20 protein-coding genes are annotated in these 16641 nt (G+C 71.9%); 12 read left to right on the top strand and 8 right to left on the bottom strand.

Annotated elements, in window-relative coordinates; all coding sequences use genetic code 11:
* Nucleotides 1–32: 32 nt before the first annotated feature.
* From M3M55_RS14920 to M3M55_RS14945, 6 genes are all read left to right on the top strand, one after another.
* A complete protein-coding gene (locus M3M55_RS14920) occupies nucleotides 33–1244 on the top strand; it encodes an acyl-CoA dehydrogenase family protein (protein WP_249010295.1) in 1212 nt (403 codons plus the stop codon).
* A gap of 39 nt (nucleotides 1245–1283) precedes the next feature.
* A complete protein-coding gene (locus M3M55_RS14925; RefSeq protein ID WP_249010296.1) occupies nucleotides 1284–2117 on the top strand; it encodes a hypothetical protein in 834 nt (277 codons plus the stop codon).
* A gap of 55 nt (nucleotides 2118–2172) precedes the next feature.
* Entirely contained in the window at nucleotides 2173–2718 is a 546-nt protein-coding gene (locus M3M55_RS14930) for a YqgE/AlgH family protein (protein WP_249010297.1), read from the top strand.
* Between the two features lie 80 nt (nucleotides 2719–2798).
* Nucleotides 2799–3788 (top strand): cation diffusion facilitator family transporter, encoded by a 990-nt coding sequence (locus M3M55_RS14935; RefSeq protein ID WP_249010298.1) that lies wholly within the window; start codon nucleotides 2799–2801, stop codon nucleotides 3786–3788.
* Nucleotides 3781–4599 carry an alpha/beta hydrolase gene (locus M3M55_RS14940; protein WP_249010299.1) on the top strand — a complete coding sequence of 273 codons (819 nt, stop codon included), beginning with the start codon at nucleotides 3781–3783 and terminating at the stop codon, nucleotides 4597–4599. Before M3M55_RS14935 ends, M3M55_RS14940 begins: the two co-directional genes overlap by 8 nt.
* Complete coding sequence (locus M3M55_RS14945; RefSeq protein ID WP_249010300.1) at nucleotides 4600–5211, top strand: methyltransferase domain-containing protein; 612 nt, start codon at nucleotides 4600–4602, stop codon at nucleotides 5209–5211.
* 36 nt (nucleotides 5212–5247) lie between these two features.
* On the opposite strand, the gene M3M55_RS14950 is transcribed toward M3M55_RS14945, so the two are convergent.
* The 5 genes from M3M55_RS14950 to M3M55_RS14970 all read right to left on the bottom strand — a co-directional run bounded on the left by M3M55_RS14950 (nucleotide 5248) and on the right by M3M55_RS14970 (nucleotide 9572).
* Nucleotides 5248–6081, bottom strand: a complete 834-nt coding sequence (locus M3M55_RS14950; protein WP_249010301.1) for a 1-acyl-sn-glycerol-3-phosphate acyltransferase — start codon at nucleotides 6079–6081, stop codon at nucleotides 5248–5250.
* On the bottom strand, nucleotides 6078–7322 hold the full coding sequence (locus M3M55_RS14955) for an MFS transporter (protein WP_249010302.1): 1245 nt from the start codon (nucleotides 7320–7322) through the stop codon (nucleotides 6078–6080). Before M3M55_RS14955 ends, M3M55_RS14950 begins: the two co-directional genes overlap by 4 nt.
* Nucleotides 7323–7445: 123 nt before the next feature.
* The gene (locus M3M55_RS14960; RefSeq protein WP_249010303.1) at nucleotides 7446–7838 is read right to left on the bottom strand and encodes a hypothetical protein; all 393 of its coding nucleotides are present in this window, start codon (nucleotides 7836–7838) and stop codon (nucleotides 7446–7448) included.
* Between the two features lie 14 nt (nucleotides 7839–7852).
* Nucleotides 7853–9334, bottom strand: coding sequence for a glycerol kinase GlpK (glpK, locus tag M3M55_RS14965; protein WP_249010304.1), 1482 nt, complete (start codon nucleotides 9332–9334; stop codon nucleotides 7853–7855).
* Between the two features lie 64 nt (nucleotides 9335–9398).
* The gene (locus tag M3M55_RS14970; RefSeq protein ID WP_249010305.1) at nucleotides 9399–9572 is read right to left on the bottom strand and encodes a hypothetical protein; all 174 of its coding nucleotides are present in this window, start codon (nucleotides 9570–9572) and stop codon (nucleotides 9399–9401) included.
* 393 nt (nucleotides 9573–9965) lie between these two features.
* Between M3M55_RS14970 and M3M55_RS14975 the strand changes: the two genes are divergently transcribed.
* Entirely contained in the window at nucleotides 9966–10307 is a 342-nt protein-coding gene (locus tag M3M55_RS14975) for a helix-turn-helix transcriptional regulator (protein WP_249010306.1), read from the top strand.
* 37 nt (nucleotides 10308–10344) lie between these two features.
* The gene (locus tag M3M55_RS14980) at nucleotides 10345–10851 is read left to right on the top strand and encodes a rhodanese-like domain-containing protein (protein ID WP_249010307.1); all 507 of its coding nucleotides are present in this window, start codon (nucleotides 10345–10347) and stop codon (nucleotides 10849–10851) included.
* 153 nt (nucleotides 10852–11004) lie between these two features.
* Here the strand turns inward: M3M55_RS14980 and M3M55_RS14985 are convergent, their stop codons facing one another.
* The 3 genes from M3M55_RS14985 to M3M55_RS14995 all read right to left on the bottom strand — a co-directional run bounded on the left by M3M55_RS14985 (nucleotide 11005) and on the right by M3M55_RS14995 (nucleotide 12664).
* A complete protein-coding gene (locus M3M55_RS14985; protein WP_249010308.1) occupies nucleotides 11005–11262 on the bottom strand; it encodes a hypothetical protein in 258 nt (85 codons plus the stop codon).
* 63 nt (nucleotides 11263–11325) lie between these two features.
* Nucleotides 11326–12336: an SANT/Myb-like DNA-binding domain-containing protein gene (locus M3M55_RS14990; protein ID WP_249010309.1), complete on the bottom strand. Its 1011-nt coding sequence runs from the start codon at nucleotides 12334–12336 to the stop codon at nucleotides 11326–11328.
* 127 nt (nucleotides 12337–12463) lie between these two features.
* Nucleotides 12464–12664, bottom strand: a complete 201-nt coding sequence (locus tag M3M55_RS14995; protein ID WP_249010310.1) for a YgaP-like transmembrane domain — start codon at nucleotides 12662–12664, stop codon at nucleotides 12464–12466.
* On the opposite strand from M3M55_RS14995, the gene M3M55_RS15000 reads away from it, so the two are divergent.
* From M3M55_RS15000 to M3M55_RS15015, 4 genes are all read left to right on the top strand, one after another.
* A complete protein-coding gene (locus tag M3M55_RS15000) occupies nucleotides 12663–13493 on the top strand; it encodes an RNA polymerase sigma factor (RefSeq protein WP_249010311.1) in 831 nt (276 codons plus the stop codon). The genes M3M55_RS14995 and M3M55_RS15000 overlap by 2 nt on opposite strands.
* A 239-nt stretch (nucleotides 13494–13732) precedes the next feature.
* Nucleotides 13733–14089, top strand: coding sequence for a thioredoxin (trxA, locus tag M3M55_RS15005; protein WP_249010312.1), 357 nt, complete (start codon nucleotides 13733–13735; stop codon nucleotides 14087–14089).
* A complete protein-coding gene (locus M3M55_RS15010) occupies nucleotides 14079–14354 on the top strand; it encodes a DUF2892 domain-containing protein (RefSeq protein ID WP_249010313.1) in 276 nt (91 codons plus the stop codon). Before trxA ends, M3M55_RS15010 begins: the two co-directional genes overlap by 11 nt.
* Nucleotides 14351–16516 (top strand): MMPL family transporter, encoded by a 2166-nt coding sequence (locus M3M55_RS15015; protein WP_249010314.1) that lies wholly within the window; start codon nucleotides 14351–14353, stop codon nucleotides 16514–16516. The genes M3M55_RS15010 and M3M55_RS15015 overlap by 4 nt, the downstream gene beginning before the upstream one ends.
* Nucleotides 16517–16641 lie beyond the last annotated feature (125 nt).

Genomic DNA, 16641 nt, shown 5'->3' on the forward strand with positions numbered 1-16641 from the left:
GCGGCGCCGTCCGAGATACCCAGAGAACACGCGTGAGCGCCAGCGATCTGGCGGCCAAGGCGGGGGCGAGCGTGAGCTCGCCCCGCTCGCCGCTGCCGCCCTTCACCCCCGAGCATGAGGAGTTCCGGGCGGCGGTGCGCCGCTTCGTCGCCACCGAGCTCGCCCCCCACGCCAGCGAATGGGAGGCCGCCCACTGGTTCCCCGACTCGGTCCTCACCCGCTGTGGGGAGCTCGGCTACCTCGGTCTGAAGTTCGATCCCGCCGACGGCGGGGACGGAGACCCCGTCGCCGACGCCGTCTTCGTCGAGGAGCTCGCCCGCTGTGAGTCCGGTGGTGTCGCGGCGGGCATCGGCGCCCACGCGGGCATCGCCCTGCCGCCGATCGCGACGTTCGGGACGGCCGAGCAGAAGCGCCGCTATCTGACGCCCGGGATCACCGGCCAACGGATCGCCGCACTGGCGATCACCGAACCGGGCGCGGGGTCTGACGTCGCGGGCATCCGCACGACCGCTCGCCCCGTCGACGACGGCTGGATGGTCTCGGGCGCCAAGCAGTTCATCACCGGCGGCTGCCGGGCCCGGACGCTCGTCACGGCGGTCAAGACGACGAGCGACGGCGGCCACAACGGCCTTTCCTTCCTGATCATCGAGAACGACCCGAGCCGACCCGCGGCGGAGACCGGGATCAGCACCGCCCCGATCGAGAAGCTCGGCTGGCACGCCTCAGACACGGCCCTGATCAGCTTCGACGACGTGTTCGTCCCGGCGGAGAACCTGCTCGGCGCCGAGAACGAGGGGTTCTACCTGATCATGGCCAACTTCCAGTGGGAGCGGCTGCTGCTCGCCCTCGGGGCGGTCGGGTCGATGCAGTGGTGCCTTGACCGCGCCCTCGCCTACGCGCGTGAACGGGTCGCCTTCGGTCGACCGCTCAGCGGTTTTCAGGTGATCGCCCACAAGCTGGCGGAGATGGCGACGACACTCGAGACCGCCCGAGCGCTCACCTACCAGGCGCTCGGGTCCTACGTCCGCGGGGTCGACGCGGTGGCGCAGGTGACCGCAGCGAAGCTGTTCACCCAGCGGGCCGCCGTCGATGTCGCCGACGCCTGCCTGCAGATCCACGGTGGGGCCGGGTACATGACCGAGTACACGGTCGAGCGGGTGCTGCGTGACGCCCGTCTCGGGCCGATCGGCGGCGGCACCGACGAGATCATGAAGGAGATCCTCGGTCGCAGCCTCGGCGTCTGAGTCCCGGCCGCGAAGCCAACCGCTAAGGTCCGGCCGTCAATGGGGACCTCCGCCTTCTCGCCGTCTCCGGCCGGCCCGCCCGGTGTGCCCGGACCGCTCGGGGTGCTCGCCACCGTCCGCACCGCAGCCGGCCTCTACGGGGCAGACCTCGGGCGGCTGTGGCAGGTGATGGCCCTCGTCACCGTTCCCCTGCAGGCGCTCGTGTTCGCGCTGCGGGCGATCACCCTGCCGCCCGGGTCCGTGCTCGCCCAGGGCACGATCGACGTGCCGGCGGTCGGCGGCAACGGGTTTCTGATCACGAGCTTCCTCGGGTCGGTGATCGGTGCGCTCATCTTCCTCGTGTCCATCGGCGCCGCCTACCGGATCCTGCTCGGCCGCCACCTCCACCACCCGGCTGACATCTTCACGTCAATCAACTTCGCCCTCGACCGCACCTTCGGACTGCTGTGGGTGTCGATCCTCACCGGCGTCGTCGTCCTCATCGGACTGTTCTGCTTCATCCTCCCGGGCATCTACCTGGCCATCACCCTGGCGATCGCCGTTCCCGTGCTGATGGCCGAGGACCGCCGCGGCCTCGCCGCCCTCGCCCGCTCCCGGGAGCTCGTGCGCGGCCGCTTCTGGCATGTCTTCGGCGCGACCGTGATCGCCGGCGCGGTCCTCATCGCCGGGGAGCTGCTGTTCTCCTCCCTCGCCGGATCGGTCGTCAGCGCGGTCGACCCGCGGTCGGTCGGGGCCGACCTGGCGATCTCCGGCGCGCTCAACGCCGTCGTGTCGGTCCTCTTCACCCCGTTCACCGCGGCCGTGTCCGTCGTCCTGTACGTCGACATGCTGCTGCGCGACGGTGACCCGCAGCTCCAGCGACTGCTCGCCTGAGTCCGGGCCCCGGTGGGCCCGGACCTCAGCCGCCGCGTGGAATGATGTGTTCCTGGTGGATTCGACCCGCGGCCAGCTGCTCATCGCCGGACCGGCGATCCAGGACCCCAACTTCTGGCGGGCCGTCGTGCTCGTCGTCGAACACAGCGCCGAGGGGGCGCTCGGGCTCGTGCTCAACCGTCCGTCCGAGAGCACCGTCGGGGAGGTGCTCCCGCAGCTCACGGCCCTCGTCGATCCCGCCGAGGAGGTGCTCGTCGGCGGGCCGGTCGCGCCGGGTTCGGTGATCGTCCTCGCCGACTTCCTCGAGCCCGCGGACGCGGCCCTCATCTCCTTTGACGCGATCGGGGTGATGGGCGCCGACTCCGAGCCGGGCGAGCTCGTCGGTGCGGTCCGGCGCGCCCGGGCGTTCGCCGGGCACGCCGGTTGGGGTCCCGGACAGCTCGACAGCGAACTGAGCCGCGGTGACTGGATCCTCGAGCCGGCCCGGAGCGAGGATCCGTTCCGACCCGACCCGAGTGAGCTGTGGTCCGAGGTGCTCGTGCGCAAGGGGGGCAGCTACGCGCTCGTCGCGCGGATGCCGCCCGACCCGTCGAACAACTGACGCCACCCCGCAAGGGTCCGCCGTCCCGGGGCTGGTCGGGGGAGGGCGGAGATCCGGAGGCGGGCTCTAGGATCCCTGGCGTGGAAGCTGAGCCGGCGCACCCGATCCGTCCCGACCGCCGCGAGGAGATCCGCGGCCTGTGGCGTGGACTCGCCCTGCTGCTCGGCTTCCTCGCCGTCGAGATCTTCGTCGGGGTGAGCGCGCACTCGCTCGCGCTGCTGTCGGACGCCGCGCACATGCTCACCGACGCGCTCGCGCTCGCCGTCGCGCTGCTCGCCGCCCACCTGGTGATGCGGCCGGCGGGGGCGACGATGACCTTCGGGCTCGGCCGCGCGGAGATCCTGTCGGCCCAGGCGAACGCGGTGACGATGCTCGTCCTCGCCGGCCTCATCCTGTACGGGGCGATCGTCCACCTCATCCACCCCCTGCCGGTGCAGGGGTGGCCCGTCGTGATCGTCGCGGTCGCCGGGATCGTCGTCAACCTGGCGATCGTCAGGCTGCTCGGCGGGCACGGGCACGGGCACGGCGGCGGGCATGGCGGCGGGCATCGGCACGCGCAGGAACATGGCGAAGGGCGCGCTCATGAGCACCACCCCGACCACAGCCTCAACGTCGCCGGCTCACTCGCCCACATCACCACCGACCTGATCGGGTTCATCGCGACGGCCATCGCCGGGGTCGTCATCCTCACCACCGGGTTCCGGCGGGCCGACGCGATCGTCGCGCTGCTCATCAGCGGCGTGATGATCGCCGGCGGCTGGCCGCTGCTGAAACAGTCGGTCCGGGTGATGATGGAGGCCGCCCCCGCCGGCCTGGACCCGAGCGAGATCGGGCTCCGGCTCGCCGCCCGGCCCGGCGTCAGCGAAGTCCACGACCTGCACGTGTGGGAGGTGACCTCCGGCTTTCCGGCCCTGTCGGCCCACATCGTCGTCGACGCCCGACAGGACTGCCATCAGCTGCGCGCCGAACTCTCGGCGCTGCTCGCCGAACAGTTCGGGATCATCCACACGACCCTGCAGGTCGAACACGCCCCGGCTCCACTCCAGATCGAGGTCTCCCCGCATGCCTGAGTTCACCCTCACCTCCGCGGCGGGGCCGCCGCTGGCGGTGACCGTCTGGGAGACGCCCGACTCCCCGCGGGCGATCGTCATCCTCGCCCACGGCTGGGGTGAGCACGTCGGCCGTTACAGCCACGTCGCCGCCCGCCTCACCGGCGCCGGTTTCCTCGTCGTCGGCCCCGACCATCACGGCCACGGCCGCTCGGGCGGCCCCCGAGGCCAGATCCGGTTCGCGGACGCGGTCGCCGACCTCAACGCGGTGATCGACTCCCAGGTCGCCATCCACCCGGACCTTCCCGTTTTCCTGCTCGGACACAGCATGGGCGGCGCGATCGCCCTGCGCTACGCCCTCGCCCACCAGGAGCGCCTGCGCGGGCTCGTGCTGTCGGGCCCGCTCGTCCGCGCCGACGCTCCGGGGATGGTCAAGCTCGTCGGCACGGTGCTGGCCCACCTGCTGCCCTGGGCGCCGGTCGTCCGGCTCGACCCGAGTCTGATCAGCCGGGACGCACGGGTTGTCGAGGCCTACCGGGCGGACCCGCTCGTCCGTCACCTGCCGATCCCGGCCCTGACCGGGCGTGAGTTCCTCACTCACGCGGCGACGATCCTCACCGACGCGCCGAGGATCCGCGTCCCGACGATGCTGCTGTGGGGCGGCGCCGACGGCCTCTGCCCGCCGGCGGGATCCGAAGCGCTCGCGGCCACCCTCGGCGCCGAGGACCTCACCTGCGAGCGCTTCGACGGCCTCTACCACGAGATCTTCCTCGAACCCGAGGGCGACCTCGTCCTCGACATGGTCGTCGCCTGGCTTGCGGATCGCCTCTGAATGAGCGCGCGCCCCAAGCTGCACCTCGGCGCCTTCGATCAGGCCGTTGAGGGGTGGATCAACACCGACGTCACCCCGCACCTCCTGCTCGCCCGGATCCCCGGGCTTCCCCGCCTGCTGCACGGCGCCGGCCGGCTCAGTGACGAGCGCTGGGCCGCCTACTGCGACGGCCGTTTTGCCCGCCTGCGCTACCTCGATCTGCGCCGGCGCTTTCCGTTCCCCGACGGGAGTGTCGGGGCGATCTACACCTCCCACACCTTCGAGCACCTCCACGTCGACGCAGCCGAACGGGCTCTGACGGAGTGCCACCGGGTCCTCGCGCCCGGCGGGGTGCTGCGGATCGTCGTGCCGAACCTCGACGACATCGTCAGCCACTATGACCCCGCCGACCCGGACGCGTTCCTCGACGGGGTCTTCCAGGGTCGCGGCGCACGGGACAACCGCCACGCCCGCCACTGGTGGCACTACAACGCCGGGTCGTTGAGCCGGCGGCTGTGGGCCGCCGGCTTCGTCGAGGTCGCCGAGTGCGCGTTCCGGGAGGGCCGCTGTCCCGATCTGGACCGGCTCGAGCACCGGCAGTGGTCGCTGTTTCTCGAGGCGGTTCGGTCCTGAGCGGGCCGGCTGACGCCGGCCGCACCGGCGATGCGCTCAGCCGCCGGTCGCTCCGGCCTCGTGGCGGGCGTGCAGGAGTCGGATGCGGCGGAGGATCTCGTCGGCGACGGCCTGCTGTTCGGGCCGGCTCGGGGAAGGGATCGGCTTGAAGGCGACCGGCTCGCCGTAGTAGACGCGGACGCGCGGGAACTGCAGTCGCCGCCAGTTGCGGATCCGGTGGGAACCGACGATCGCGACCGGGACGACCGGCGCCCCGGACTCCAGGGCGATCCGCCCGATTCCGGGCCGCGCCTGGGTTCCGACCGTGCCGGTTCGGCTGCGTCCGCCCTCCACGTACGTCCCGAGACAGCCGCCGCGGGCGAGGATCGCCGCAGCCGTCGCGAAGGCATCCTCATCCCGGTGGCCACGCCGGACGGGAAAGATGCCTCCGTGGGTGAGGACCCACGTGGCGGGCCGGCGGGGGGAGAACATCTGGGACTTGGCCATGAACTGGATGTGGCGGCGAAGAAAGGCCCCGGCGAGGAAGTGGTCCATGAAGGACCCGTGGTTGGGAGCGATGATCACCGGACCGTTCGGCACGTTCTCTGACCCGGAGGCACGCGTGCGGAAGAGCCCGAGCACGACCGGCACGAGCAGCAGGCGGACCGCCTCATAGACCCATTCGGGCTCGTGGTCGCGGCTGCGCTCGTGGTAGGGGGCGAACAGGGCCGCGTCGCGGGGGTCGGCGTAGACCTGAGCGCTGATCGGCAGGTCCCGCGGCGCGGACGGGCCGGATGGGCGTGGCGGGTCCGGCGGCGTCGGTGGACCGGGTGGAGCGGGCGGACCGGATGGACCGGATGGACCGGATGGACCGGGTGGGCGGGAGCTCACGCCGAGACGATATCGGCACCTGCCGGCTGGGCGCGCAGTCCGCGCACGTCCCGGACGGCGAGGACGGACATCATCACGACAAAGCCGGCGAGGTTGTAGGCGAGCATCGCCGGGGCGAGCCCGATCGCCGAGATGAGCGGCCCCGCGAGCGCCATGCCGAGCGGGATGAACAGGTAGGAGCCGGCAAAGTCGTAGGAGATGACCCGGGAGATCACCTCCGGAGAGACGTTCTGCTGCAGGGCGGTCCACCACAGGGTGTTGAAGGCGATCGGCCCGATCCCCGCAAGCAGCTCGAAGGGGGCGATGACGAGGACGGGCAGGCGCAGGGCGACCATCAGGCTCGGGACGACGAACGGTGCACACAGGAGCGTTCCGACCAGCAGCGGGCGCCGCGGCTTGAAGCGCAGGAGGGCGATGCCGCCGAGCAGCGAGCCAGCCGACCACAGCACCGACAGGAGCGCGAAGGTCGGCGCGCCCCCGTACCAGTGCCGGGTCGCGAGGGGACCGAACAGGTCCCAGGTCCCGCCGAGCGCGTTGCCGACGGCGAAGGCGAGAATGAGGGACCACACCCACGTGCGGCTCGTCACCTCCCGGAAACCGCCCCGCAGATCCGACAGCATCGTCTGGCGGCCCTCGGCCGGCATCGGCGCGTCGCCGACCCCGCGGGTGAGACGGCGCAACCACAGCGCGCTGAGCCCGTAACTGAGGGAGTCCGCGAGCAGCCCCCAGGCGGGTCCGACGGCGACGACGACGAGCGCACCGAGCAGGGGGCCGATCACGCTCGAGGCGGCGCTCGCGATCCCGCGCAGCGCGTTGGCCTCCTGGAGCTGGTCACCCGCGACGGCGGGCAGCAGCCCGGCAGCGGCAGGCTGGAAGAACGCTCCGGCGGCGCCGAGGATGACCTGGGAGGCGGCGAGTTCGACGAGCGTCGCCTGATGGCGGACGAGGAGGATCCCGATCAAGGCCTGCCCGGCGAGACGGGTGAGGTCGGCACCCATCATCACCCGGCGTCGGCTCGTGCGGTCCGCGACGACCCCGCCGAGCAGCAGCCCGCTCACCTGAGCGACGGTGCGGCAGGCGAGGACGATCCCGAGGTCGGTCGCCGAGTGCGTGAGGTCGAGGACGGCAAAGGCGAAGGCGACGCTGACGATTCCGCTCCCGAGGTTGGAGACGACGGTCGCCCCGAAGACGCGCCGCAGGTCGCGTCGCGCGAGGATCCGGAAGCGACCGCGCCATGGCATCGCGGCATTGTCACCGCGCCCGGCAGGTGGTGCGGCAGCCTGCCGATCCGACGTCCGTTTCCTGACCGGACGCCGTCGGGCTGTGCGGGGCGGTCCGGGCGGCGGGCTGTGCGGGCGGCCGGGTCAGACGTCGAGCATGCGCGCGAGCGCCTGCCGGGTCAGCTGGCTGCGCTGGGCCTGGTCGGAGAGGACCTCAGCGAGGGCCCCCAGCCACGCGTCCGTGTCGAGTCGCTCGCGGCGCAGCACGATCCCACCGGAGATGCGCGAGCGAACCGCCTCCAGTCCGGCCCCGCTGCGCGCGAGCTCGAGCCGGTCGGTCCCGGAGTCGAGGGCGATCGCCTGTACGCGCTTGGGGCCGCGGAACCCGCTCTTGACGCGGGTGACGGTGACGAGTCCGGGGAGGGTGTCCTCAAGCTTGGTCGCGAGGGTCTCCATGAAGGTGACGACGTCGCCGGCGTCGGCGCGCAGGGCTGCAGCGACGAGATCGAAGTCGGGAACGTCCTCCTCAGGGTCCATAGCTGGCCCGCAGACTACCTCTCCACCCAGTCGCGTGCCCGGGCGACCGCGCGTCCCCAGCCCGCGAGCAGGCTCGCGCGCTCATCCTCCCCCATCGTTGGCTCGAAGCGCCGGCGCTCCTGCCAACGCTCGGCGACGCCGCTGAGGGTCCACAGGCCGACGCCGACGCCGGCGAGAGAGGCCGCGCCGAGTGCCGTCGTCTCGGTGATCGCCGGAAGGAGGACGGGAACGCCGAGAATGTCGGCCTGGAACTGCATCAGCCACGCGTTGGCCGTCGCGCCGCCGTCCGCCCGGAGTTGCTCGAGGGGCGCGCCGCCCGCGGCGGCCATCGCCGACACCGCGTCCGCGCTCTCATAGGCGATCGCCTCGAGCGTGGCGCGGGCGAGGTGAGCCCGGCCGGTGCCGCGAGTGAGCCCGACGATCGTCCCGCGGGCGTAGGGGTCCCAGTGAGGGGAGCCGAGCCCGGTGAGGGCGGGGACGAAGTAGACGCCGTCATTGCCGGACAGGCCGGCGGAGAGCGCCTCGGTCTCCGCCGCTGCGGCGATGATCCCGAGGCCGTCCCGCAGCCACTGGACGGCCGCCCCCGTGACGAAGATCGAGGCCTCGAGGGCGTAGGTGACGCGCTGGCCGATGCCGGAGGCGACGGTGGTGAGCAGCCCCGGGGTGGACCCGGGAGCGCGCGTGCCCGCGTTGAGGAGCAGGAACGAGCCGGTCCCGTATGTGTTCTTGGCCATCCCCGGATCGAGACAGGCCTGGCCGAACAGCGCCGCCTGCTGATCGCCGGCGACACCGGCGATCGGGACGGCGTGGCCGTGACAGCACGCCGGGCGGGTGTGGGCGAGCAGCCCGGCGCTCGGGCCGACCGCGGGCAGCCACGCCGGGTCGATCGCCCCGAACAGGGTGAGCAGCTCCTCCGACCAGGCCCCGCGATGGATGTCGTAGAGGAGCGTGCGCGACGCGTTCGTGGGGTCGGTGATGAACTCCCCGCTGAGCCGGTGGATCAGCCAGGCGTCGACGGTCCCGAACACCGCCCGTCCCCGCTCCGCGCGCGCCCGCAGCCCGTCGACGTGGGTGAGCAGCCACTCGATCTTGCTCGCCGAGAAGTACGGGTCGAGGGTGAGACCGGTGATGGCTCGGACCTGAGCCTCGTGGCCGGCTGCCCGCAGCGCGTCACAGCGTGCCGCGGTGCGGCGGTCCTGCCAGACGATCGCCCGGTGCAGCGGTTCGCCGGTGGTCGGGTCCCAGACACAGACGGTCTCCCGCTGGTTGGTGATGCCGAGGGCGATGAGATCCCCCGGGCGAGCCCCCGCGTCCGCCAGCGCGGCGCCGACGACCGCGTCCGTGACCGCGGCGATCTCCCCAAGGTCGTGCTCGACCCAGCCGGGCTGGGGGAAATGCTGGGCGAACTCGCGCTGGGCCCGACCGATCAGCTCTCCCTCGAGGTCGAAGACGAGAGAGGTCGTCCCGGTCGTGCCCTGGTCGATGGCGAGGATCATGCCGGGCGATCCTAAGCAACCCGGCGCGGTGCCGCGTCGTTAGGCGCCCGCAGCGCGTGTTTGTTCAGAAACCCCCGCGGCCGGCCAGAAACGCGCCGACGCAGACGAAGGCGAACAGGCATGCGGTGAGCCGCGGATGCTCGACGCTCACCGCCAGGCTGACGAGTCGAGAGTGGCGGCGTCTGAGCGCCAACTCCCGGCGACTGCACGAACTGACGAACAGCTTGCTCTCGGTCATGGACACCCTCGATCGATCAGACCGCTTTACCGACTGAGAGTCAACCAGGCGCCGCGGACGGAACCCGCAAATTGCGGGCCCCCCGGGTCAGCGACCGAAGATGCGGCTCAGCAGTCCCGTCCCACCGGTCGAGGCGGGCTTGGCCGCGCGCCCCTGGGCGTGGCCGGGGCACCGCTGTGCCGTCGGGACCGACGCCATCACCTGGTCAACGTGCATTCCGCACCCCGCCCACGTGATCTTTCCACACTGCTTGCACTTGACCTGACGACACATCCGAGACCTCCACGACATCGGCGGGTTTTCTACGATCTCCCATTGTACAACGTTCCACTTGTGAGTTGTCGATGGGACCAAACCTACTCTACAACCGGGTACTTGTGCTAATGTCGGACCATGGCCACCCCCCCGGCTCCCCACCCCCTCCCGGAGCCGCTGATCGACCTGGTCGCCCAGCGTTTCCGGGTACTCGGCGAGCCGATGCGCATCCGCCTCCTCGATCACCTGCGCGACGGTGAGGCGACGGTCGGCGAACTCCAGACCGCCCTCCACGCCTCCCAGCAGAACGTCTCCAAGCATCTCGGGATCCTGCACGGCGCGGGGCTGGTGAGCCGAACCAAACGGGGGACGAGCGTCGTCTACGCGATCGATGACCCGACCGTGTTCGAGCTCTGCGACCAGGTCTGCGGCGGGGTGCGACAGCGCGTGGCGGACCTCGATGCGCTCCTCCAGGCCTGACCCGGCCTCGGCGGAGCGGGTGTGAGGCTGACCGGCCATGGAGACTGCGCCGACACCCTCGACCGACGCGGACACTCGGGCGCCCACGACTCCGGCACTCGAACGCGCCAGCCGGCGCGCTCACCCTCAGCGCCTCCCCCGGGCCCTCGGTGACGGGCGGGTTGAGGTCGACGCCACCTGGGGCATCGTGCAACCGATGCGCCTCGCCGAAGGGGTCGAGACCGTCGGCGAGCTCGAGCTGATCGCTCACCTCCGTGCGGGTGGACCGCTGATCGACACGCGACTCGCCGAGCACGTCATCGCCGGCACGATCCCCGGCGCGCGGGCGATCCCGCACACCGAGCTCGCGACCCGACTCGATGAGATCGACCCCGACCGCCCGACGGTGCTCTTCTGCAACGGACCCCAGTGTCCCGCGACCCCGGACGCGGTCCGGATCCTGCTCGCGGCAGGACGCCGACCGGCGACGATCCTCTACTACCGCGGCGGCATCCACGACTGGGTGACGCTCGGCTTCCCCCTCAGCGTCGCGTCACCCTCGTAGGTCGCCGGGGGCGCCGGCGAGGCGCCCAGAGGGGCGGGCGAATGTGTCGGCGGGCTCCGGGCACCCCGGGAGAACAAGTGCCCGGCGAACCTTGGCCCGTCAGACACCGCCATCGTGCCTAGCGCGCCAAAGAGCGCGACGCGCCGTGTGCCCTCAGTGGGCGGGATGGGGGAGGGCGTCGCCTTCCCCGTCGGCGAGGATCGGCATGATCCAGCGAACCCCGCCGATGATGACGGCCGTCAGCAGGACCGCGCCGAAGGCCGTGAGCCACGCCTCCGGGTGATAGGTGAGTCCGAAGACGACGGCGAGCACGAGACCCGCGGCGATCATCATCACCGGCAGCAGGATCATCCCGCGCGCCTCAGAATCCTCGGACTGCTCGGACTTCGTCATCGTGCTCGTTGTCGTCATCGCTGACTCCTTCAGAAGGGAAAGGCGGATATATCACCACTATACGGCTACGCAGTTGTAAAGTCAATAGCGGGCGGCTGTCTCGTCTGCGATCGCCCGATGGGCGCCCCGCTCCGACCGGCCGCCGACCCCTGCCATGGGCGACCCAGCCGGAACGCCGATCCGCGCGAGACGGCGTCGGACCGCCGCCTCCGAGCGCCCGAGCATGAGCGCGAGCCGTGCGACGGGGGCGTCCGCCCAGGCTCGGAGCACGGCATCCTCCGCCGGTGACCAGGGCCCCGGGGATGAAGGGGCGCCGCGCGCGGGCCGGCGCACCCCGAGGCGCCGGCAGCGGGCCCGCACCGCCTCCGGGGAGCGGCGCAGGCCATGGGCGACCGCGTCCATCGTCATCTGCTCGCGCACCATCCGGGTGAGCGCCCGATCCTCCGCCGCCGACCAGACGCGACCGGCCTCGATGATCGCGAGCTTTGCGGCACGCGCCTCGGCCGAGCCCCGCGTCCGGCCGGGGAGGTCCAGGAGGATATCCTCCAGCGAGCGGCCGGAGGAGTAGCCGTCACGCAGCAGGTCGTCCTCGGCCTCGGTCCAGCGGCGATGCTCTCCCGGGCTGCGCAGCCCGAGCCGGGTCGCGCGCCGGCGGATCGACTCCGGGCTCCGCCCCAGTTCGGCCGCCAGAGCCGGTAGGTCGACCACGCCGACCCACGCCGCCCGAAGCCGGGCATCCTCGTGCGCGGCGAAGCGTCCCGGCGTACGCGGCTCGCCGAGCCCCAGGCGCCGGCGGCGGTACCGCACCGCCTCCGGGCTGCGACCGAGCCGCGCGGCGAGCCCAGCGACCGAATGGCCTGCTGCCGTTCCGGCCGCGAGGAGGCGGTCCTCCGCCGCCGTCCAACCGTCCCGCCGAACCGGGATCGCGAGGGCCCGGCGTCGTGCCGTCACGGAGTCGGGAGTGCGCCCGAGCTCGGCGGCGATGTCCACGACAGACACCCCCGCGGCATAGCGGTCGGCCAACCGGGCGTCCTCGGCGGCCGACCAGCGCCGCGGACCCGACATCCCATCCGACGCTGAGCCGTGTTCCATTGCACAACGATACAACTGTGCGGCTCGCTACCGTGGTGAGGTGCGCCCGCCGCCGTGGCGAGGTGCGCCCGCCACCCTCCGTGGGCGGCGAGCGCGCGCAGCGGGGCGACCGGATTCCCCGAGGGGCTCAGGCGTGCGCCCTGCCGTCCCCCTTGAGGCCGGCGCCGACGAGCGGGCCGAGGAGGCAGACGTTGGCGACGCCGGTGCCGATCGGCAGCAGGCCGACGATGATCAGCACGATCCCGCCCGTTCCGCCGACGGCGATTCCTGCGATGATCAGCACGACGCCAACGACGACGCGAGCGATCCGGCCCGCGGTGCTGGACATGAAAGAGACGAACGACATAGTCGACCTCCGGTTGAATGGTTCTCTCTCCCAAGACGGGGCCGGAGCGTCAAAGTGGACAGATCCCGACCGCGACCCAGGCTTCACCGGGGCGATCGAGCGGGCACGCCCCGGGCTGCTCGCCCTCGCCGTCCGCCTCACCCGCGACGGGCAGGAGGCCGAGGAGGCCCTGCAGGACACGCTGGAGCGAGCCTGGACGCGCCGAGACCAGCTGCGCGCCCCGGAGGCGACCGGTGCCTGGCTGCGACGCATCCTCGCCCGAACCGTCGTCGACCGTGCCCGTGGGCGCCCGCCCGCTCAGCCGCTCCCGGAGGAGGCCCTCGAGGCGCTCCTGCCTGACGTGGCCGACCCCCTCAGCCTGATCATCGCGGCCGAGGACGAGCTTCAACTCCGGGCCGCCCTGCGGCGCATCCCCGAGGCGGAGCGGCTCGCGCTCGTCCTCCACGACGCCGAGGGCTGGCCTGCCGCCGAGATCGCCGCCCTGCTCGACTCGAGCACCGGCGCCGTCCATAAGCGGATCCAGCGCGGCCGCGCGCACCTGCTCGTAGCCCTCGCGAACGCCGGCCCGATCACCCCGGCCGACCCGTCCTGCCGGCTCGCCCGGCGAGCGGTCGCCGATGCCGGTCTGGACTTTCACACCGACTCACCCGACCTCGCCGCCCACCTCGCCCACTGCCCGCGCTGTCCGGCGACGCTCCAGGCTGCGATCGGCGTGATCGGCGCGCTCGGGCAGGCACGGATCGAACGGATCGACGCCGACCAGCGCGTCCGGCTCGCCGCGCTCACCGAGCCGGACCCGCGCACCGCCTGACCCGCGCACCGCCTGACCCGCGCACCCCGCGTCGCGCGCGCCGGCCGCGCTGCCACGCCCGTTCCAGGGCCGTCACGTCACCCAAACTCGACAACTTGCTACGCTGCACATCTCTACAGTTGTGAACGGGGCCATTGGTTTGTTCTCGGGGGTGGTGCCCTTACCGCCATTCCGAGACACCGAGGAAGCCGGACGCCTCCGCCACGCGCCCACGACGACTCCCAGACAGGAAAGAGACGATGCAAGCACCGATACAACACCTCAACACGGCGGCGTTCGCGGACGCCGTCCGCGACGGCATCACCGTCGTCGACTTCTGGGCCGCCTGGTGCGGTCCCTGCCGAGCGATGGCCCCCCAGTTCGAGAAGGCCGCGACCCTCGCACCCCAGTACCGGTTCGCGAAGGTCGACGTGGACGCCGAGCCCGAGCTCGCTGCGCGCTTCCAGGTTCGGTCGATCCCGACGCTGATGGTGTTTGCCGACGGCGAGCCCGTTGCCGCCCAGGCCGGAACCATGTCCGCCGAGCAGCTCGTCTCCGCCGTCGACCGCGTCGTCGCCCGAACCACGACGACCCCACCGGTGGCCCATGCGGTCTGATCGCCCCGGCTGGCCCCTCGAGCGGGTGCTGTTCGTGATCGCGGGCACGGTGACGACGGCGACGGCGGTCCTCGCCGCGACCGTCTCCCGCCGCTTCCTCATCCTCACCGGCCTCGTCGGCGCCAACCAGCTCCTGTTCGCGGTGACTGGCCGTTGCCCCGCGTCGATTCTGCTCAAGCGCACCTGCGCCCTGAAGTCACCGATCTTCGACCCACCCGCCAACGAGAACGAGCCCACCCCGGCTCAGGAGGTACCGGCGCGATGACCGCCATCCAACCCCCGCTGACCGAGGACGTCCTCACCGCGGAAACCTACCCGCACGCGGCGAACGTCGGCCCGGTCGGCCGTCTCGGCCGGTTTGTCGCCGGCCATTTCCGCGGGACCCTGATCGCCTGGCTGATCGTCGCCGTCGGACTGGGCATCTTCGCGCCGAAGGTCGAGACGGCCCTGTCCGGCGCGGGCTGGGACGTCACCGGCTCCCAATCGGTGCAGGCCCGCGGCCTGATCAACCGCGACTTCAGCGGGCTCTCCAGCTACGGCCTGATGGTCGTCATCCACTCGGGCTCGGCGACGACGTCGACGCCCGCCTTCGCCGCGGCGATCCACCACACCGAGGCGATCCTCCGCGGCTCGCGGGCGGTCAAGACCGTCGTCGCCCCCCGGCCGGGGATCTCCATCTCCCGGGATGGACGCACCGCGGTGGTGCAGGCCGGCGCCGCCTTCGGCCCCAACGCGATGGTGAAGGCAGCCAACACGCTGAAGGTGACCCTCGCGAAGCTGTCGGGTCACGGGGTCAGGGTCGACCTCACCGGCGCGGCCGGGATGTGGTCGGACTTCAATGCGGCGAACCGCAGCGCGATGTTGAAGTCCGAGGTGATCTCCTGGCCGATCACCCTCGGCATCCTGCTGATCGCCTTCGGCTCGCTCGTCGCCGCCGGCCTGCCGCTGATGCTGACGATGGTCGGTCTGCTGTCGGCCGCCGGTCTGCTCGAGCTCGGCACCCATCTGCTGCCGATCTCGATCTGGGCGATGAACTTCGCGCTGATGTTCGCCCTCGCCCTCGGGATCGATTACGCGCTGTTTGTCGTCCACCGCTTCCGCGGCGCCCTGTTCGGGCACAACCTCACCCCGGTGGAGGCGGTCGCGGTGACGATGGACACGGCCGGCAAGGCCGTCGCCTTCTCAGGCCTCACCGTGCTCATCTCCCTCAGCGCGGTGATGCTCGTCCCCTCCCCCGCGTTCCGGTCGATGAGCATCGGCATCATGCTCGCGGTCGTCTTCGTCCTCGCCGCGACGCTCACCCTGCTCCCGGCCGTGCTCGGCCGGATCGGACCGCGGGTGGATAAGCTCGCGCTGCCGTGGGCCCACTCGGGTGAGCACCGCTCCGAGCGGTTCGCCCGCTGGGGTGAGCGGCTGTGGACCAAGCCGATCCGGCACGGCATCCCCGCCGTCCTCATCCTCGCCGGTCTCGCGATCCCGGTGTTCTCGCTGAAGACGGCGATGCCGTCGATCAAGGTCGTGCCGACCAACGACAGCTCCTACATCGGCTATCAGGAGGTCACGTCGGCGTTCGGTCCCGGTGCGACCGGGCCGCTGCAGATCGTCACCCCGGCGGCGAACCTCGCCGCGGCGACCGCCGTGGCCCGGGCCGACCGCGGGGTCGCCGCGCTGATGCCGACCCAGGTGAGCCACGGCTACGCGCTGATCACGGCGATCCCCAAGCAGGATCCGTCGAACCCGGCGGTCGACGCGACGATCGCCCGGCTGCGGACCCACCTGCCCCACGGGTCGCTGATCGGCGGCGCCGTCGCGGAGGACTACGACCTCCAGCAGGCGCTGAAAACCAAGACGTGGCTGGTGATCGGCGTCGTGATGGGGCTCGGGTTCCTGCTGCTGCTGCTCGCCCTGCAGGCGCCGCTGCTCGCCGCCGCCGGGGTGCTGACGAACCTGCTGGCCACCGGGGCCGCCTTCGGCGTCTCCAAGTGGGTCTTCCAGAACGGCGATCTCCACTCGCTGCTCGGGTTCTCCCCCCAGGGCTTCCTCGACGCCTGGGGACCGGTGTTCTTCTTCGCGATGATCTTCGCGATCTCCATGGACTACACCGTGTTCCTGCTGTCGGCGGCCAAGGAGCACTGGGATCACACCCATGACGCGAAGGCGGCGATGGTCGGCGGGCTCGCCCACTCCGGCCGGGTGATCTTCGCCGCCGGCGGGGTGATGGTGGCGGTGTTCTTCACCTTCGCCCTGTCGGGCCCGCTGCCGCCCAAGGAGATGGGGACGATCCTCGGGGTCGCGGTGCTTCTCGACGCCGCGCTGATCCGGCTGCTGCTGCTGCCGGTGCTGCTGCGCCTGATGGGCCGCCACGCCTGGTATCTCCCGCGCTGGGCGCGCCGGGTGCTCCCGAACGTGACCTTCGGCCACAGCTAGGAAGCGCCCCTCCGGGGTCCCGTTCACCGAGAACGGGACCCCGGCCACCGCGCCCGGGGCGCCGCGCGGTGGCCGGGCGAGCGAGCGGGGCGGTGGCCCAATATCCTCGGGCGCCCAACGTGAGG

This window comes from Conexibacter sp. DBS9H8 (assembly GCF_023330685.1).
Lineage (GTDB): Bacteria > Actinomycetota > Thermoleophilia > Solirubrobacterales > Solirubrobacteraceae > Palsa-465.

Excerpts from the sequence above, each read along its gene's own strand:
- M3M55_RS14925 (WP_249010296.1), top strand. The coding sequence starts at position 1,284 with ATGGGGACCTCCGCCTTCTCGCCGTCTCCGGCCGGCCCGCCCGGTGTG.
- M3M55_RS14940 (WP_249010299.1), top strand. The coding sequence starts at position 3,781 with ATGCCTGAGTTCACCCTCACCTCCGCGGCGGGGCCGCCGCTGGCGGTG.
- M3M55_RS14945 (WP_249010300.1), top strand. The coding sequence starts at position 4,600 with ATGAGCGCGCGCCCCAAGCTGCACCTCGGCGCCTTCGATCAGGCCGTT.
- M3M55_RS14955 (WP_249010302.1), bottom strand. The coding sequence starts at position 7,322 with ATGCCATGGCGCGGTCGCTTCCGGATCCTCGCGCGACGCGACCTGCGG.
- M3M55_RS14960 (WP_249010303.1), bottom strand. The coding sequence starts at position 7,838 with ATGGACCCTGAGGAGGACGTTCCCGACTTCGATCTCGTCGCTGCAGCC.
- glpK (WP_249010304.1), bottom strand. The coding sequence starts at position 9,334 with ATGATCCTCGCCATCGACCAGGGCACGACCGGGACGACCTCTCTCGTC.
- M3M55_RS14970 (WP_249010305.1), bottom strand. The coding sequence starts at position 9,572 with ATGACCGAGAGCAAGCTGTTCGTCAGTTCGTGCAGTCGCCGGGAGTTG.
- M3M55_RS14975 (WP_249010306.1), top strand. The coding sequence starts at position 9,966 with ATGGCCACCCCCCCGGCTCCCCACCCCCTCCCGGAGCCGCTGATCGAC.
- M3M55_RS14980 (WP_249010307.1), top strand. The coding sequence starts at position 10,345 with ATGGAGACTGCGCCGACACCCTCGACCGACGCGGACACTCGGGCGCCC.
- M3M55_RS14985 (WP_249010308.1), bottom strand. The coding sequence starts at position 11,262 with ATGACGACAACGAGCACGATGACGAAGTCCGAGCAGTCCGAGGATTCT.
- M3M55_RS14990 (WP_249010309.1), bottom strand. The coding sequence starts at position 12,336 with ATGGAACACGGCTCAGCGTCGGATGGGATGTCGGGTCCGCGGCGCTGG.
- M3M55_RS15000 (WP_249010311.1), top strand. The coding sequence starts at position 12,663 with ATGAAAGAGACGAACGACATAGTCGACCTCCGGTTGAATGGTTCTCTC.
- M3M55_RS14995 (WP_249010310.1), bottom strand. The coding sequence starts at position 12,664 with ATGTCCAGCACCGCGGGCCGGATCGCTCGCGTCGTCGTTGGCGTCGTG.
- trxA (WP_249010312.1), top strand. The coding sequence starts at position 13,733 with ATGCAAGCACCGATACAACACCTCAACACGGCGGCGTTCGCGGACGCC.
- M3M55_RS15010 (WP_249010313.1), top strand. The coding sequence starts at position 14,079 with ATGCGGTCTGATCGCCCCGGCTGGCCCCTCGAGCGGGTGCTGTTCGTG.
- M3M55_RS15015 (WP_249010314.1), top strand. The coding sequence starts at position 14,351 with ATGACCGCCATCCAACCCCCGCTGACCGAGGACGTCCTCACCGCGGAA.